The following is a 16,459-nucleotide window of genomic DNA, read 5'->3' as shown; positions in this document are numbered from 1 at the left end:
GCCAAGGGCGTATTCTAGCTTCAATTGCGGCGCTGCCGGATCTGCGAGCCCATGTCGGACGTTATGGCGATGCGGAGCCTCGCTGCTGGAGCCGGGGCCAGCTCTCAGGAGCGGAAACGATGTCCGGACATGCTCTTCTGAACGCGCAGACCGTCGAGGACTGCATCATCGACCAGGGCTGGGAGCGCTACACCCCCGAGGACCACGCCATCTGGCGTGTGCTGTTCGAGCGTCAGCAGCACACTCTGAAGGGCCATGTCTGCCAGGAATATCTCGACGGTCTGGCAGCGCTCGGCATCGGCCCCAAGGGCGTACCGGATTTCGCACGCATGAACGAGCGGCTGCGGCGGCTGACCGGCTGGGAGGTCGTGGCGGTTCCGGGGCTCATCCCGTCGCGCCCCTTCTTCCAGATGCTGGCCAACCGCCAGTTTCCGGCCGGCACCTTCATCCGCAGCCGCGAGCAGCTGGACTATCTGGAGGAGCCCGACATCTTCCATGACGTCTTCGGCCATGTGCCGCTGCTGACCAACCCCGCCTATGCCGACTACATGAACGAATATGGCCGCATCGGACTTGTCGCGGTCGAGACCAAGGGGGTGAAGTTCCTCGCCCGCCTCAACTGGTACACCATCGAATTCGGGCTGATCCGCAAGCCCGAAGGCATCCGCATCTATGGCGCTGGCATCGTCTCGTCCTTCGGCGAGGCGAAATATGTGGTGGACGACCCCTCCGCCCACCACTTGGCCTTCAATCTCGAGCGCGTGTTGCGCACCGGCTATTACATCGACGATTTCCAGGCGAGCTATTTCGTCATCGACCGCTTCGAGCAGCTGTTCGAGCTGCTCAGGGGCAGCGATTTCGCCACCCGCTTCGACGAACTGCGTGCCCAGCCGGCCCACACGCCCTTCGAGATCCTGCCGCAGGACGTCGTTGTCCGGAAAGGCAGTGGCCAGTTCTGGCGCGATTTCCCGACAACGAAGACGAAGCTGAAGTGAGTTGAAGCCGTGCCGCTGCTGGGCTCGGCAGCAGACGCCGACGTCTCAGCGCCGCCCGAACAATCGCTCGATATCGCTGAGCTTCAGCTCGACATAGGTCGGCCGACCGTGATTGCACTGCCCGGAATTGGGCGTGATTTCCATCTCGCGCAGCAACGCATCCATTTCCTCGGGGCGCATGCGCCGGCCCGCGCGGACCGAGTTGTGGCAGGCCATCGTCGCCAGGACATGGTTGAGCCGGCGTTCGAGGGAGCCTGTCGTGCCGTGCTCGGCCAAGGCATCGGCGACGTCGCGGACGAGGCGCTGGAGATTGCCGCCGGCGAGCTGGCTCGGCGCCTCGCGCACCAGCACCGCGCCGGGGCCGAAGGATTCGATGATGAGGCCGAGGCTTTCGAGCTCGCTCCCTGCCGCGATCAGGCGGTCGGCATCGACCGGATCGAGCTCGACCACTTCCGGCAGCAGCAGCGGCTGGCGGGCGATGCCGTTGCGGGCGCGCTCGGCCTTGAGGCGCTCATAGACCAGCCGCTCATGGGCGGCGTGCTGGTCGACGATGACGACGCCCTCGCGGGTCTGGGCAACGATATAGGTCTCGTGGACCTGGGCGCGTGCGGCGCCGAGCGGCCGGTCGAGCGCATCCGGCGAAGGGTCGACGAGATGCGCGCGGGCATCCGCGGAAGGCGCAGCGAAATCGGAGAAGCCGGATTGCGGGGCACCTGTCGGAGCGGGGGCGCTCCAGCTCGGGGCCTGCGGAAAGGACGGGCGCGGGACCGCGTTGCCGCTGCCGCCCATCGAGAGCACGGCGCGGAAAGCGTCGAGCGTGCGGGCGCCGCCCGTCGTGGTGGCGCGGTGGCCGGCGGCGGCGAGCGCCGCCTTCAGCCCGGAGACGACGAGGCCGCGGACCAGAGCGGGATCGCGGAAGCGCACCTCGCTCTTCGCGGGGTGGACGTTGACGTCGACCGCGCGCGGATCGCAGCCGACATCGAGGAAGAGCACGGGATGCCGGTCGGAGGGCACGACATCGGCATAGGCGCCGCGTACGGCGGAGAGGAGCAACTTGTCGCGCACCGGGCGGCCGTTGACGGAAAGATGCACGCCGGCCGAGGTCCCGCGATGGAAGGTCGGCAAGCCGGCGAAGCCGGAGATGCGGAAGCCCTCGCGCTCGGCCTCGATCCTGAGCGCGTTCTCGGGGAAGTCGCGGCCGAGTGCGCGGCCAAGGCGGCGCAGCAGGCCCTCCTCCCCGATCGGCTCCGCCGGCCAGTCGAAGGCGCTGATATGCTCGCCTTCGAGCGAGAAGCGCACCTCGGGATGGGCGATGGCGAGGCGCCGGAGCATCTCGGAGACGGCCTGCGCTTCGGCCCGGTCGCTCTTCAGGAATTTCAGGCGGGCCGGGGTGAAGATGAAGAGGTCCGAAACCTCGATGCGCGTGCCGGCGGCTGCCGCGACGGGACGGACGACGCCCTTCTCGCCGGCCTCGACGACGAGGCCGGAGCCCTGCGCGGCATCGCGCCGCCGCGTCGCGATCGAGAGCCTTGCGACCGAGCCGATCGAGGGCAAGGCCTCGCCGCGGAAGCCGAGCGTGTCGATGGCGAAGAGATCACCGTCGGGGAGCTTCGAGGTGGCATGACGGTCGACCGCGAGTTCAAGGTCCTCCGGCGTCATGCCGGCGCCGTCGTCAACGACGCGGATCAGTTCGCGCCCGCCGCCCTGGATGGTCACGGCGATGGCGCGGGCGCCGGCATCGATCGCGTTCTCGACCAGCTCCTTCACGGCCGCAGCCGGCCGCTCGATCACCTCGCCGGCGGCGATACGGTCGACCAGGACGGGATCGAGGCGGCGGACGGTCATGGCTTCTTCGTCGTTACGATGCAGTGCGTTTAACCGTTGTCATTCCGGGGCTTCGCGTCAGCGAAGAACCCGGAACCCACGACTGGGTGAGGCGATCCGGACAGCGCGGAAAGGGCTAACCCAGTCGTGGGTTCCGGGTTCGGCTCTGCGAGCCGCCCCGGAATGACAACGGGCTTGCCTGCGACTCAGGCCCGCCCCTCGGCAAGATAGCGCTTGGCGAGGAGCTTCGCCTCTTCCACCGCCGGCTGGTCGAACGGGTCCACGCCCATGGCATAGCCGGTCAGGATCGTCTCCAACATGAAATGCATCAGCATCTCGCCATGGCTGGTCTCGTCGATGCGCTCGACATGGAAGCGACGCACCGCGCAACCGTTCTTGGCGAAGGTGTCGATCATGGCGATACCCTGCGCCGCCACCAGATCCCCGATGGTCTTGCCGGCGAAATCGGCCTGGCCGATCTTTTCCGCCAGGGCGGCATCGATCTGCGGGCCCTTGCCCTTCACGCTGGTGGTGATGACCGTGAAGAACTTGTCCTTGGGGCCGGCGAGATAGAGCTGCTGCTGCGAATGCTGGTCGACGGGGCCGAGCGCACCGACGGGCTGCGTGCCCTGCCCGTCCTTGCCGAGGCTTTCGGCCCAGAGCTGCATCCACCAGCGCGTGAGCAAAGCCAGCTTGTCGGCATAGGGCATCAGCACGGCGATGTTCTTTCCCGAACGCATGGCGGCGAGATGCAGCGCGGCGCCGACCGCAGCCGGCGTCTCGTTGACGCTCTTTCCGGCGAAGAGCGGCGCGACCGCGCGGCTGGCGCCAAGCCTCAGCGCCTCGATGTCGAGGCCGAGCACGGCGGCCGGCAGCAGGCCGCAATTGGTCAGCACGGAATAGCGTCCGCCGACATCGGTGTGATGTTCGAGGAAGGGCGTGCCGAAGGGTTCGAGCAGCGCGCGCAGGGGATGCAGCTTGCCGGGCGTGGCCGGCTCGGAGAGCCCTTCGAAATGCTGGCCGATCTGCTGGTCGCTGAGATGCGCGCCACGCAGTGCCTCGATCGCCGCGATCGACTGCAGCAAGGTCTCGCCGGTGCCGCCGGATTTGGAGATGGCGACGAACTTGGTCGTCTTGAGCGGCAGTTTCGCGAGCAGGGCCGCATAGGTCGCCGGGTCGAGATTGTCGATGAAATGGACATGCGGGCCGGGCGTGAACTGCGAAAGGCCGGCGATGCCGTAGCCGGTGAGCTGCGCCAGCGTCTGGCCGCCCAGGCTGGAGCCGCCGGTGCCGAGCACCAGCACATCGGTGGTGCCGCCGGATTTCAATCGCGCGGCTGCGGCTTTCACCGGGCCGAGATCGGCGGTGTCGCTGGGCAGCTTGAGGAGCGGCAGGGAACCGTCCTTCGCCTGCGCCTGCAGCTTCGCCAGCGCCGGTTTGAGATCGGCCAGGGCCTTCTCGAAGGCGGCATCGGGGATACCGCCCTTGCCGACCCTGGATTCGAGCGCGAGATCGAAGCTTTGCTGAGGCATGAACCCTATCCGTAACGACAGAAGAAGGAAGCTATTTCAGACCAGCGCGACGGGCTTGCCAACCGCCTGGACGAGCAGCTCGGGCTGGCCGAACAGGCGCTGCGCGACGCGCTTGACATCGGCCAGCGTCACGGCCGCGAAGAGGCCGTTGCGGCGAGCGAGGAAATCCGGCGTGTCGCCACGCAGCGCCAGCGCCAGCAATTCCCCGGCGATCTTCGGCGAGGTGTCGAAGCGCAGCGGGTAGGAGCCGATGATGTAGCGCTTGGCTTCCTCGACCTCGTGCTCGGTCGGGCCGTTCTCAGCGAGCTTCAGCATTTCCTCGCGGATGACCTTCATCGACTCCGCCGCGCGGTCGTTGCGGGTGGCGGTGCCGCCGACCAGCATGGCGCTCTCGCGCATCGGCATCAGGCTGGAGGAGACGCCATAGGCAAGCCCGCGCTTCTCGCGTACCTCCATGAAGAGGCGCGAGGTGAAGGCCGAGCCGCCGAGGATGTGATTCAGCACGCTCGCGGTCATGAAATCCGGATCGTCCCACATCAAGCCCGGTCCGACGAAGCGCAAAACGGTCTGCGGCACGTCGAGATCGATGACATGGGTCTGGCCGAGCCCCTGGATCGGCAGAGGCTCAGCCGGGCGGGCCCGCGCCTCGCCCTTGGGCAGGTCACCGAACAGCGCATCGAGCCGCCCGACGAGTTCGGCCGCGCTGATGTCCCCGACGACGACGACCTTAAGCCCGGCGCGATCGAGCAGCGTCGGCCGCAACGCCTTCAGCGCGGGAGCTTCCAGCTTGGAGACACTGTCGATATCGCCCTTCTCGGGCCGGCTGTAAGGGTGTCCGGGGAAGGCCGCGGCGTAGAGCGCGTTGCGGCACATCACCTCGGGATTCTTCGCCTGGCGCTGCAACCCCGCGATGACCTGGGCGCGGACGCGGCCGACGGCGTCGGCATCGAAGCGCGGCTTGTTGATTGCCAGACCCAGCAGCTCGAAAGCCGTGTCGCGATGCGTGGAGAGCGTCTGGAGATAGCCGTGGAAATCGTCGCGGCGTGCCTCGAAGCCGAGGCTGATGGCATGATCGGCCATGCGGCCCTGGAAGGCCTCGGCGTCGAGATCGCCAGCGCCCTCGTCCAGCAGCCCGGAGATCAGATAGGCGCTGCCGGCGGCGTTCTCGGGATCGCGGCTGGCGCCGCCATCGAAGGCGAAATCGACCGCGATCAGCGGCAGGCTGTGCTCCTCGACCAGCCAGGCCTCGATCCCGCCGGGCGAACGGACGGTCTGGACAGCGATGGCGGGGCCGGCCGTGTTGAGCTTGGGCGTCGGAATCGGGGCGTTCATGTCGCTTCCTGTCGGCGGAGCCTGATCTCCGCCCGTTCGATAAGACGGCGGCGTCAGGCCGGCAGCAGCAGGCCGGTGACGCTGCGATCAGGTTTGAGGTAACGGCGCGCCGCCTCGACGATCGCTCCGCGGCCGACGGCCTCGATGCGCTGAGGCCAGGCGAGCACATCCTCGACGGTCTCGCCCACGGCAAGAGCCGAGCCGAAGATGCGGGCGAGCGAGGCCTGGTTGTCGCGCGCGAAGACCGTCTCCGCCACCAGCCGCGTGCGGGCCCGCGCCAGTTCCAGCTCCGTCGGCCCGTCGGTCAGGAAGGCGGCGAGTGCCGCATCGAGCCCGGCCTCCATCGCCGCCATCTCGACGCCGGGGCGCGGGCTGGCAGAGATCTGGAAGGCCGCACGGTCGACCATCGAGGCCATGAAATAGGCGCTGGCGCCGGCAGCCAACTCGTCTTCGACGCAGAGCTTGCGGTAGAGCCGGGAGGTCGTGCCGCCGCCGAGGATCTCGGCTGCAAGTTCGAGCGCCAGAACCTCGTCGCGCTCACCGGCGGTATAGGTCGGCGTCAGCCAGCCGCGACGCAGCGAGGGTTGCTGCACGCGCGGATCGTTGAGCTGGACGCGGCGCGAGGCGCGGGGTTCGGGCTCGATCGGGCGGGAGCGGACAGGCGCCGCGCCACGCGCGGCAATCCTACCATAGGTTTCCTCGGCGAGCCGACGAACCTCGGCGGCGTCGGTATCGCCGGCGACGACCAGGATCGCATTCTCCGGCGTGTAGAAGCGCTGGTAATAGGCGAAGGCGTCATCCCGGCTCAGGCGCTCGATCTCGTGCTCCCAGCCGATGATGGGCGTGCCGTAAGGGTGGTGGAAGAACAAAGTCGCGGAGAATTCCTCGCCGAGCTGGGCGGCAGGATCGGAATCGACGCGCATGCGCCGTTCCTCCAGCACCACGTCGCGCTCGGGCGCGACCACGCCCTCGTCGAAGGAGAGGCCGGTCATCCGGTCGGCTTCGTAATCCATCATCGCGCGCAGGTGTTCCTTCGGCACGCGCTGGAAATAGGCGGTGTAGTCGAAGGAGGTGAAAGCGTTCTCCTGGCCGCCGAAGCCGGCGACGATCTTGGAGAACTCCCCGGCCGGCCAGGCTTTCGTACCCTTGAACATCAGGTGCTCGAGGAAATGCGCGATGCCCGACTTGCCCGCCGGATCGTCGGCCGAGCCGTTGCGATACCAGACCATGTGGGTGACGACCGGCGCCCGCCGGTCCTTCACCACCACGATATCGAGGCCGTTGGCCAGCCGGAACGATTCGACCGGCTGCGCCAGGTCGGTCCCTTGCGCATGGATGTTCACCTGGTGCCGTCTCCTCGATCGAAAAAGGGCGGGCGCGACGCGCCCGCCCTTCTGGACAACTTGGTCAGGCGCCCCTGCTTCGGCAAGGGGCAATCGGGCGCGGCGACCTGATCCGGGTCAGGGCGCCGTTCGTCGATGCCGTACCGCCTACTGCATCACCGGGCCGCGCCCGGTGGAGAATTCACGCGCACCGACAGCCTGCTTGTCTTCGACCGGACCGCGTTCGCCCGGGCCGAGCGCCGCCGACGAAGCCGGACGGCGATAACCGACCGGCGGCTCGGTCAGGGTGCGGCGCGGCGGCTCGGTGCCATAGGCAAGTGTGTCCTGATCGACCTGGTTCTGACGCGCAGCCAGCTCGCGGCCGATGCGGATCGGCTTGATCTGGTTGTTGTACATATTCTGCTCTTCCGAGACCATCGGCCCGGTCGGTTGACGCGCCGCGGTCCGGCCGCGGCGGATCTCCTGCGGCGACATGATCGGGTTGTTCTGCAGGCCGAGCGCCGACACGTAGGGCAGTGCGTTGGCCTCGTCCTTGCGGCGCTGGACATCCGGATCGTTCGGCCAGGCGGCATTGCGCTCGCTGGCCGCCTCCTGCGGGCGCGGCAGCGTCGAGTTCGGCGGAACGACCAGCGGCGCGCGGGCGCGATAATCGATATCGCTGCCATCGCCCTTGCCCATGATGCCTTCCATCAGATTCTTGAACAGCATGCCGTCCTGCGCGAAGGCCGGCGAAGCGGCAAGCACAAGCCCGCCGGCGATCAGCAGATGAGCCACGCGAATGCGTCCGGCCATGTCAAATCTCCCTTCGGACAATCCCGCCATGTCTGAAACCCAGACGAACGGCAAAACAATGGCGAAACCGTCGTTAAGCTGTTTTTTCTGTGCTCGGGCGGAAGGACTCATACAGCAGACCGAGCACTCCGACAACGATCGCGACATCGGCGATGTTGAAGATATACCAGCTGAAACTGCCCCAATGGAAATGCACGAAGTCGACGACCGCGCCATAGACCGCGCGATCGACCCCGTTTCCAAGCGCTCCGCCGATGATGAGCGCCAGGCTGAACACGGAAAAGCGCCGCGGCTCGCGCCACATCCAGCGCCAGAGCCAGACGGCGGCGACGAAGGAGATGACGACGAGGAACCAGCGGCCGAGATCGGTGCCCTGCTGGAACAGCCCATAGGAGATGCCGCGATTCCAGGCGAGGATGATCGTCAGGAAGGAGGCGAGATCGAACGGTCCGTTCTCGGCCAGTCCGACGCCGTAGAGCAGCCACGACTTCAGGGCCTGATCGGCCAGGAAGACGATCAGGATCACGGCGAGGCCGAAGCGGCGGGCGGGCGTCATCAGGCGCGCACTCCCAGCTCCTTGAGCGCCTTGGCGTCGCGCGGCGTCACCTGAGGATAGACCTTGTCGGCGCTCGCCGGGTCGAAATACTTCCAGGAGCGGGCGCATTTGATGCCGGCGGCGCGATGCGGCACGACCGCGACGCCCGGCACATCGGCCAAGCGGAAGGCGTCAGCCGGCCCCTCCCCACTCTCGACGCGGATGCCGGAGGTGATGCTGATCTCGGCGAGATCGGCCCCGGACAGAGCGGCATAGAGATCGCTATCGGAGACGAAGACCTGCGGCGCTGCTTCCAGCGAGGAGCCGAGGCGCTTGGCGGCGCGCTCAAGCTCGAGTGCGCCGGTGACGACACGGCGCACGCGGCGGATCTTCGACCAGCGCTCGGCCAGCTCCGGATCGAGCCAGCCGGCTTGCGCCGCGACGAAGCGCTCGAGATGGACCGAGCCCTCGCCCGCCTTCTGATCGGGATAGCGGTCGAGCCAGGCTTCCTCGGCGGTGAAGACCAGGATCGGCGCGAGCCAGGTCGTCAGGCAGCGGAAGAGATGGTCGACGACGGTCAGCGCGCTCTTGCGGACATGGCTCGACAGCGGATCGCAGTAGAGCGCGTCCTTGCGCACGTCGAAATAGAAGGCCGAGAGTTCGGTGTTCATGAACTGCGAGAGCAGGAACACGACCTTCTTGTAGTCATAAGTGCGATAGGCTTCCTCGACCTGCGGCCCGAGCTCGGCCAGCCGGTGCAGCATCAGCCGCTCCAGCTCCGGCATGGTCTGCGGATCGGAGACGCGGACATCCTCGCTGAAATGGGCGAGCGTGCCGAGCATCCAGCGCATGGTGTTGCGCAGCTTGCGATAGGTCTCGACGAAGGTCTTGAGGATTTCCTTGCCGATACGCAGGTCGTCGGAATAGTCGGCTGCCGCGACCCAGAGGCGCAGGATGTCGGCGCCGCTATCTTTGATGATGTCCTGCGGGGCGGTAACGTTGCCCTTCGATTTCGACATCTTCTCGCCCTTCTCGTCCAGGCAGAAGCCATGGGTCAGGACGATGTCGTAGGGCGCCCGGCCGCGCGTGCCGCAGCTTTCCAGCAGGCTCGAATGGAACCAGCCGCGATGCTGGTCCGAGCCTTCGAGATACATCACCCGGTCCTTGCCGCCATCGCCGCGACGGCGGGCGCGCAGGTCGGCGCGCTTCTCCAGCGTGAAGGCATGGGTCGAGCCGGAATCGAACCAGACGTCGAGCACGTCGGTGACGCGCTCATACTGCGCCGGATCATAGCCGAAGGGCTTGAGGAAGCGGGCTCCGTCGAGATCGGTGAACCAGGCATCGGCACCCTCGGCCTCGAAGGCCTCGGCGATCGCGGCGTTCACGCGGTCATCGACCAGGATCTGCTTCGTCTCCTTCTCGACGAAGACGGTGATCGGCACGCCCCAGGCGCGCTGGCGCGAGACGACCCAGTCCGGCCGGTTGGCGATCATGCCGGTGATGCGGTTCTCACCGGCGGCGGGCACCCATTCCGTTTCCTTGATCGCCTTCAGCGCGCGGTTGCGCAGCGTGTCGGTGTTGCCGCCCGCGACCGGCTGCGGATCGGCCGCATCCGGCGCGCCGGCCTCGCCGATCGGCTTGTCCATGGCGATGAACCATTGCGGCGTATTGCGGAAGATCACCGGCTTCTTCGAGCGCCACGAATGCGGATACTGATGCTTCAGGCGGCCACGCGCGATGATGTTGCCGGCCTCGACCAGCGCCTTGATGACGACGTCGTTGGCATTGCCCTTGTCGCCCTTGTCGGTGATGACCTGCGCGCCCTCGAAGCCCGGCGCCTCCTTGGTGAAGCGGCCATCGGCATCGACGGTATAGGGGATGCGGGTCTCGATGCCGCGCTCGGTGAGCTGGCGGCCATTGGCCATCCAGACGTCGAAGTCCTCGCGGCCATGGCTCGGCGCCGTGTGGACGAAGCCGGTACCGGCATCGTCCGTGACATGGTCGCCGTCGAGCAGCGGAACGACGAAGTCGTAGCCGCGGCCGCGCAGCGGATGGGCGGTGGTCAGCGACGCGAGATCATCGGCGGAGATATCGGCGACGAGCTCGAACGCCTCGACCTTGGCCGCCTTGAAGACGCTCTCGGCGAGGTTCTTGGCGAGGATATAGGTCGCGCCGGTCTTCGCCCAGTTGTTCTCCGGCGCAGCGGTGACCTTATAGAGGCCATAGGCGACCTTGTTGTGGAACGAGATCGCGCGGTTGCCCGGGATCGTCCAGGGCGTGGTGGTCCAGATCACGACGGCGGCGCCAGCGAGGGCAGCCGGGCCGTTCAGCACCGGAAACGCCACATAGATCGTGTCGCTGACATGCTCCTCGTATTCGACCTCGGCCTCGGCCAGCGCGGTCTTCTCGACCACCGACCACATCACCGGCTTGGAGCCGCGATAGAGCTGGCCGGTCTCGGCGAATTTCATGATCTCGCGGGCGATCTGCGCCTCGGCCGGATAGGCCATGGTCAGGTAGGGGTTGGCCCAGTCGCCCTCGACGCCGAGGCGCTTGAACTCCTCGCGCTGGACGTCGACCCAGTGCTCGGCGAAGGAGCGGCATTCCTTGCGGAACTCGACGACCGGCACGTCGTCCTTGTTCAGGCCCTTGGCGCGATACTGCTCCTCGATCTTCCACTCGATCGGCAGGCCGTGGCAGTCCCAGCCCGGCACGTAGTTGGAATCATAGCCGAGCATCTGCTGCGAGCGCGTAACGAGGTCCTTCAGCACCTTGTTCAGCGCGTGGCCGATATGGATGTTGCCGTTGGCGTAGGGAGGGCCATCGTGGAGCACGAATCTGTCGCGCCCCTGCCCGGCTTCGCGCAGCTTGCGATAGAGATCCATCTTGGCCCAGCGGGCAAGCAATTCCGGCTCGCGCTGCGGCAGGCCGGCGCGCATCGGGAACTCGGTCTGCGGCAGGAACAGCGTCTGCGAATAATCGACGCCGTCGGCAGCGGTCTCGGCGGCTTTGGCGGTATTGGTCTTGTCGGTCATCGTCCGGCTCGGGCAGTCGGGACGTCAGGCCGGTCGATGGGCCTCGAGCGTCCACTCTTGAAACGGGAAAAGCGGTCTTCAACCCGGACTGCGCAAGCGCCCGCGCCTTATCTAGCGCGAGCCGGCAGCCGGGCCCGTAATTCGCCGGGAAAGATCGATCAACAAGGCGCGGTTGGCGAGCATGGAGGGCTTCTAGCAGGCGCAGCTTACGGAAGGAAGGGCGGCGTCTTCGCCAGAATGTCGCGCGCGCGGGCGCTGTCGGCGTCCATCTGCACGATCAGGGCTTCCAGCGTGTCGAACCTCTCCTCGCCGCGCAGCCAGTCGACGAAGGCGACATCGACGCGCTCGCCATAGAGATCGCCTGAGAAATCGAAGACGAAGGTTTCCAGCCGCGGGGCGCCGTCATCGAAGGTCGGGCGGCGGCCGAAGCTCGCGACGCCGTCATGCCAGGTGCCGTCGATCTTCATGCGGACCGCATAGATGCCATGGCGCAGCCGGCAATCGCGGGCGAGCTGCATGTTGGCGGTGGGATAGCCGAGCTCGCGCCCGCGCTTGTCGCCATGAGCGATGAGCCCGCGCACCAGCCAGGGCCGGCCGAGGAAGGTCGCGGCACGCCCGACATCCCCGGCCTCCAGTGCCGTGCGGATCAGCGTCGAGGAGACCGGCTCGCCCTGCCAGGAATAGGGCGGCACGACCGCAACCGGAATGCCGGCAGCAAGGCCATGGGCCTGCAGCATTTCCGGCGACCCCGTCCGGCCCTTGCCGAAATGGAAATCATAGCCGCAGACCAGGCCCGCGGCGCCGAGCCGGCCGACGAGCAGGTCGTCGACGAAGCGCTCGGCGGGGATTGCCGCGATCTCGCGATCGAAAGGCAGGACGAAGACCTGGGCGAAGCCCGCTTGCGTCAGCCCTTCGAGCTTGAGCTGCGGCGAGGTCAACCGGAAGACCGGCTCGTCCGGGCGGAAGACGCTGCGCGGATGCGGCTCGAAGGTGAAGGCCGCCGGCTTCGTGCCGAGATCGTGCGCCATGGCGCCGGCCACGCGCGAAAGCTCGGCATGGCCGCGATGAACGCCATCGAAATTGCCCAGTGCCAGGACGGCACCGCGCAAGATTTCCGGAGTGGGCTTGTCGAGGTCGAGGACCACGGCCGTCGGCTCGGGGCGCGACGGCGCATCGGCTTGGAATGGCATCAATCGGGAACGTCCACGTCCACCTGCCCTGAAACGCGGGCGATGACCGTCTTTGCGGCGAAGGCCGGCGGGGCGTCAAGGCCGCGCGCGGACGGAAGACCTCAAGCTCACCGCTTCGGCGGCATCGCGACCCAGGCCTCGCCTTCCATCACGGCCTTGCCGTCGACGAGGCATTCGCAGAAGAAGCGGGCTCGGCGGCGCTCCGCCACCAGCTCGACGACCTCGACGCGGGCCGTGACCACGTCGCCGATCTTGACCGGCGCCAGGAAGGTCAGCGTCTGCGAGAGATAGACCGCACCCGGCCCCGGCAAACGCGTGCCGAGCAAGGCGGAAATCAGGCTCGCGGTCAGCATGCCATGGGCGATGCGCTGGCCGAACTTGGTATTGGCGGCGAAATGGTCGCAGAGATGGATCGGATTGGCATCGCCGGACAATTCGGCGAAGAGCGCGACATCCCGCTCCATCACGGTCCGCATCAGGCTTTCGCTCTGGCCGACGGCCAGATCCTCGAAGGCGTGGACGGTGTAGAGCCCGCCGGGCATCGGCTGAACGGTCATGGATCACGCAAGGCCCGCAGGGGCCCTGCCCTCCTGTCTGCGATCCGATTAAGGATCTCGCAACCGCAGCATGAATGCAATTGAACTTTGGTGCAGCGCACGCTTCTGCCCTTGCGTCACTTCGGCATCGAATTAACCGGTTCGCAAGGCGCTGCGGCTATCAACTCAGACGAGCGGCACGGCGCTGGTATGTCCCGGCACCGCGACCGTCATGCCTGGAGCATCGCAATGGCTCTCGACCCGTCCATGCCGATCCTCGTCGTCGACGATTACCAGACGATGGTCCGCATCATCCGCAACCTGCTGAAGCAGATCGGCTTCGAAAATGTCGACGATGCCTCGGACGGCTCGGCCGCGATCTCGAAGATGCGCGACAAGAAATACGGCCTCGTGATCTCCGACTGGAACATGGAGCCGATGAGCGGCTTCGAGCTGCTCCAGAAGGTCCGCGAGGAGACGGCGCTGTCGGAAACGCCGTTCATCATCGTCACCGCCGAGTCGAAGACCGAGAACGTCGTCGCCGCCAAGAAGGCCGGTGTCAGCAACTACATCGTCAAGCCGTTCAACGCGCAGACGCTGAAGACCAAGATCGAATCGGTCTGCGTCGCCGCCTGAAGCGCGCCGGTCATTGCGAGCACAGCGAAGCAATCCAGGTGGACTTGGCTTAGCGTTCCACCCGGTCCTCCTGGATTGCTTCGTCGCTTCGCTCCTCGCAATGACGGAGGAGCGGTCTCAATCTCACCAGACCAGATGCGGCATCGCATAGGCCGGACGATGCGTCTGCCGGCCGAACCAGCCGTGACGCTCATCCCATGACGCTTCCATCAAATCCTGGGCGTGGATGCCGGCCAGCACCATGATGCCGGCCGCGCCGAAGGCGTCGGCCCCGGCGATATCGGTGCGGATCGCATCGCCGATGGCGCAGATCCTGTCCCGTGCGATCGCGCTTCCCCGCGCCTTTTCGGCGGCAGCCACGGCCGCCTCGTAGATCGGCCGATGCGGCTTGCCGGCATAGACCACCCGTCCACCGATCTCCTCATAGGCCAGCGCGATCGAGCCGGCGCAGGGAATGATGCGCCCGCCGCGCTCGACCACGAGGTCGGGATTGGCGCAGATCAGCGGCAGGCCGCGCGCGGCGAAGCCGGCAAGCAGGTCGGCATAGGTTGCCGCCGTGTCGTTCTCGTCGTCGAACAGGCCGGTGCAGAGCACATAGGCAGCCTCATCCGGCCCGGTCTCGCGCACGTCGAGCCCGGCGACCAGCGGCAGGTCCCGATCGGGACCGAGGCGGAACATCGGCTCGCCTGCCCGCTCGCGGATCAGGGAGCGGCAGACGTCGCCGGAGGTGACGATGGCATCCCAGGCCTCGCGCGGCACGGCGAAATTGTCGAGCTGGCCGACGATGACCTCGGCCGGGCGTGGCGCGTTGGTGACGAGGACGACGCTGATGCCGCGCTCGCGCATCCGCATCAGGGCCGCGACTGCATCGCGATAGGCGGCGACGCCGTTATGGACCACGCCCCAGACGTCGCACAGGCAGAGATCGAAACGATCCGCGACCTCGGAAAAACCCGAAAGCGGAAGGGTGGAAGCGATCCCCGATGGCGACACTGTCTCGATCTCCGGCGGCTGGATGAGGAAGGCGAGCTTCGCCCCTCGGCAAGGCCTGATCTAGACGGGATTCGCCGGAAGCGGAACCGGAGACCGCGGCGGGCGGCCGCGCGTCAGGCGCTGGCGCGGCGCAGCACGGCCCGGAAGGGCAGCCGCTCCGGCGGCGCTTCCTGTGCCGCGGCGTCGGGGAAAGGCAGCGCCGCCGGCGAACCCTTGTCCTGGCCCAACAGGCGCTCGGCAATGCTCTGCGGCGGGCGCTCGGCCTCGGCAGGCGCGGGGGCAGGCGGCGTCACGCGCCCGGGCTCCGGCTCGGCGAAGACCTCGGGCTTCACCGGGCGCGGCGGCGAAAAGGCCAGGCCCTGTCCCATCGTGGCGCCAAGCTCGATCATGTCGGCGGCGGCGGGATTGTCCTCGACCTGATCGGCAACGAGGCTGATCGAGACGCGGGCCAGCAAGGCGGCGAGGTCGCCGGCCGCGATGTCGCTCTGGATCCGGCCTTCGACATGCGCCTGGAGCAGCGCGGCCGGCGCCTTCACATGGCGGATGCCCCGATCGAACAGGGCACGCGGGTCGAGGCGCAGGTCTACGAGCTGATCGAGCGCGAAACGCACGCCGTTCGCCGACATCGCGCCGAGCAGGCCGAGGCTGGTGGGGTCGAGCTCGCGGAAGACCGCCTGCGGCATCTCGATGACGAGATGGCCTGTATGCTCGCGGTATTTGTCGAGGATGCGTGTCAAGGTGGCCAGCGCCCGCGACGAACTCCAGGTCGCATTGCTGAAATTGCAGGAGACGAAGATGCCCCCGTCCTTCGAGCCGAGATGGCGGGCGATCGCCAGCGCCCGCGTCAGGACGAGCGCGTCCAGCGTCGGCCCGAAGCCGCGCGCCTCGACCGTCTCGATGAATTCATGGGGCAGCAGCAGCGTGTTCTCGTCGAGCCGCAGGCGCGCCAGCGCCTCGTAGCCGCAGGTCCGGCGCTGCGGCAGCGAGACGATCGGCTGCAGATGGATCTCGAGCCGGCCTTCTCCCAGGGCCTTGCCGATCAGCGCGGCCCGTTCGGCCTCGGCCTCCTCACGCGCCGCAGCAGCGGCGGCGGTCCGTTCGGCCGCAAGCTTCTCGGCCCGTTCCCGGCGCATTGCTTCCGGGTCGAGCACCACCTCGAGCACCGGCGCGGCAGGCACGGCGACGACAGGGGCCGGCAGGCGAGCCAGGACGTTCTCGTGATCGGCGAGCGTCGTCGCCACCTGATGGATCAGGTCGCCGAGCAGCCCGACCTCGGCCGTCAATTCATGGATCGCAGCACGCGCCGGCGCGGCATCGGCATCGCGCATCGGCATCTGCTCGACGCGCTGCGACAGGGCATCGAGGCGAATGGCGTTGGTGGCGAGACGGACCTTGACCTCGCCAAGCCCCGCCATGGCCTGTTCGTGCCGGGCAAGGCCGCGCCGCTCGAAGGCCCGCATCGCCAGCATGAAGCCGGCGCCGGAGGCCAGAAGGCCCAGCGCCATACCGAGACCGCCCGGAAGCAGGATCGCGACTGCTGCGCCGGCCGACAGGCCGGTCACGGCGCCAGCAAGAGGGTGCAGGGCTTTCAGGCGGGCAGGTGCCACGGCAGCGTTCGCGCCACGTCGAGGAATCGGATTGTCGACCGAATCACGGCCTCGGTCGACAGATTAACCTTGCCGGCGAGGTTAAGCGAGCGATCCGCCTCATTTCCGC

General features: G+C 67.4%; 13 protein-coding genes. 2 read left to right on the top strand and 11 right to left on the bottom strand.

Features of this window, described 5'->3' with window-relative positions; genetic code table 11:
* Positions 1 to 119: 119 nt before the first annotated feature.
* A complete protein-coding gene (gene phhA / locus ACWIEX_RS04430) occupies positions 120 to 995 on the top strand; it encodes a phenylalanine 4-monooxygenase (RefSeq protein ID WP_454031912.1) in 876 nt (291 codons plus the stop codon).
* 45 nt (positions 996 to 1,040) lie between these two features.
* Here the strand turns inward: phhA and mutL are convergent, their stop codons facing one another.
* The 9 genes from mutL to ACWIEX_RS04385 all read right to left on the bottom strand — a co-directional run bounded on the left by mutL (position 1,041) and on the right by ACWIEX_RS04385 (position 13,135).
* A complete protein-coding gene (gene mutL / locus ACWIEX_RS04425; RefSeq protein WP_454031911.1) occupies positions 1,041 to 2,840 on the bottom strand; it encodes a DNA mismatch repair endonuclease MutL in 1,800 nt (599 codons plus the stop codon).
* A gap of 185 nt (positions 2,841 to 3,025) precedes the next feature.
* A complete protein-coding gene (locus ACWIEX_RS04420; protein ID WP_454031910.1) occupies positions 3,026 to 4,351 on the bottom strand; it encodes a glucose-6-phosphate isomerase in 1,326 nt (441 codons plus the stop codon).
* A gap of 36 nt (positions 4,352 to 4,387) precedes the next feature.
* Positions 4,388 to 5,683: a M16 family metallopeptidase gene (locus tag ACWIEX_RS04415; RefSeq protein ID WP_454031909.1), complete on the bottom strand. Its 1,296-nt coding sequence runs from the start codon at positions 5,681 to 5,683 to the stop codon at positions 4,388 to 4,390.
* Positions 5,684 to 5,736: 53 nt separating this feature from the next.
* Positions 5,737 to 7,026, bottom strand: a complete 1,290-nt coding sequence (locus ACWIEX_RS04410; RefSeq protein WP_454031908.1) for a M16 family metallopeptidase — start codon at positions 7,024 to 7,026, stop codon at positions 5,737 to 5,739.
* A 147-nt stretch (positions 7,027 to 7,173) separates the two neighbouring features.
* Positions 7,174 to 7,818, bottom strand: a complete 645-nt coding sequence (locus tag ACWIEX_RS04405) for a hypothetical protein (RefSeq protein WP_454031907.1) — start codon at positions 7,816 to 7,818, stop codon at positions 7,174 to 7,176.
* A gap of 73 nt (positions 7,819 to 7,891) precedes the next feature.
* Complete coding sequence (gene lspA, locus ACWIEX_RS04400) at positions 7,892 to 8,374, bottom strand: signal peptidase II (RefSeq protein WP_454031906.1); 483 nt, start codon at positions 8,372 to 8,374, stop codon at positions 7,892 to 7,894.
* A complete protein-coding gene (gene ileS, locus ACWIEX_RS04395) occupies positions 8,374 to 11,388 on the bottom strand; it encodes an isoleucine--tRNA ligase (protein WP_454031905.1) in 3,015 nt (1,004 codons plus the stop codon). Before ileS ends, lspA begins: the two co-directional genes overlap by 1 nt.
* Before the next feature lie 206 nt (positions 11,389 to 11,594).
* On the bottom strand, positions 11,595 to 12,578 hold the full coding sequence (locus tag ACWIEX_RS04390) for a bifunctional riboflavin kinase/FAD synthetase (RefSeq protein ID WP_454031904.1): 984 nt from the start codon (positions 12,576 to 12,578) through the stop codon (positions 11,595 to 11,597).
* Positions 12,579 to 12,685: 107 nt separating this feature from the next.
* Positions 12,686 to 13,135, bottom strand: a complete 450-nt coding sequence (locus ACWIEX_RS04385) for a MaoC family dehydratase (RefSeq protein ID WP_454031903.1) — start codon at positions 13,133 to 13,135, stop codon at positions 12,686 to 12,688.
* A 228-nt stretch (positions 13,136 to 13,363) separates the two neighbouring features.
* On the opposite strand from ACWIEX_RS04385, the gene ACWIEX_RS04380 reads away from it, so the two are divergent.
* Positions 13,364 to 13,750, top strand: a complete 387-nt coding sequence (locus ACWIEX_RS04380; protein WP_454031902.1) for a response regulator — start codon at positions 13,364 to 13,366, stop codon at positions 13,748 to 13,750.
* Positions 13,751 to 13,873: 123 nt separating this feature from the next.
* Here ACWIEX_RS04380 and ACWIEX_RS04375 read toward each other — a convergent pair whose 3' ends face one another.
* Positions 13,874 to 14,743 (bottom strand): TIGR01459 family HAD-type hydrolase, encoded by an 870-nt coding sequence (locus ACWIEX_RS04375; RefSeq protein WP_454031901.1) that lies wholly within the window; start codon positions 14,741 to 14,743, stop codon positions 13,874 to 13,876.
* Positions 14,744 to 14,856: 113 nt separating this feature from the next.
* On the bottom strand, positions 14,857 to 16,350 hold the full coding sequence (locus ACWIEX_RS04370) for an EAL domain-containing protein (RefSeq protein WP_454031900.1): 1,494 nt from the start codon (positions 16,348 to 16,350) through the stop codon (positions 14,857 to 14,859).
* Positions 16,351 to 16,459 lie beyond the last annotated feature (109 nt).

Source organism: Allobosea sp. NPDC055353 (assembly GCF_053644975.1).
The sequence above is the reverse complement of the archived record's forward strand: the minus strand, read 5'-3'. Positions and strand labels throughout refer to the sequence as shown.

Coding starts and splice junctions, on each gene's coding strand:
- phhA (WP_454031912.1), top strand. CDS start 120: ATGTCCGGACATGCTCTTCTGAACGCGCAGACCGTCGAGGACTGCATC.
- mutL (WP_454031911.1), bottom strand. CDS start 2,840: ATGACCGTCCGCCGCCTCGATCCCGTCCTGGTCGACCGTATCGCCGCC.
- ACWIEX_RS04420 (WP_454031910.1), bottom strand. CDS start 4,351: ATGCCTCAGCAAAGCTTCGATCTCGCGCTCGAATCCAGGGTCGGCAAG.
- ACWIEX_RS04415 (WP_454031909.1), bottom strand. CDS start 5,683: ATGAACGCCCCGATTCCGACGCCCAAGCTCAACACGGCCGGCCCCGCC.
- ACWIEX_RS04405 (WP_454031907.1), bottom strand. CDS start 7,818: ATGGCCGGACGCATTCGCGTGGCTCATCTGCTGATCGCCGGCGGGCTT.
- lspA (WP_454031906.1), bottom strand. CDS start 8,374: ATGACGCCCGCCCGCCGCTTCGGCCTCGCCGTGATCCTGATCGTCTTC.
- ileS (WP_454031905.1), bottom strand. CDS start 11,388: ATGACCGACAAGACCAATACCGCCAAAGCCGCCGAGACCGCTGCCGAC.
- ACWIEX_RS04390 (WP_454031904.1), bottom strand. CDS start 12,578: ATGCCATTCCAAGCCGATGCGCCGTCGCGCCCCGAGCCGACGGCCGTG.
- ACWIEX_RS04385 (WP_454031903.1), bottom strand. CDS start 13,135: ATGACCGTTCAGCCGATGCCCGGCGGGCTCTACACCGTCCACGCCTTC.
- ACWIEX_RS04380 (WP_454031902.1), top strand. CDS start 13,364: ATGGCTCTCGACCCGTCCATGCCGATCCTCGTCGTCGACGATTACCAG.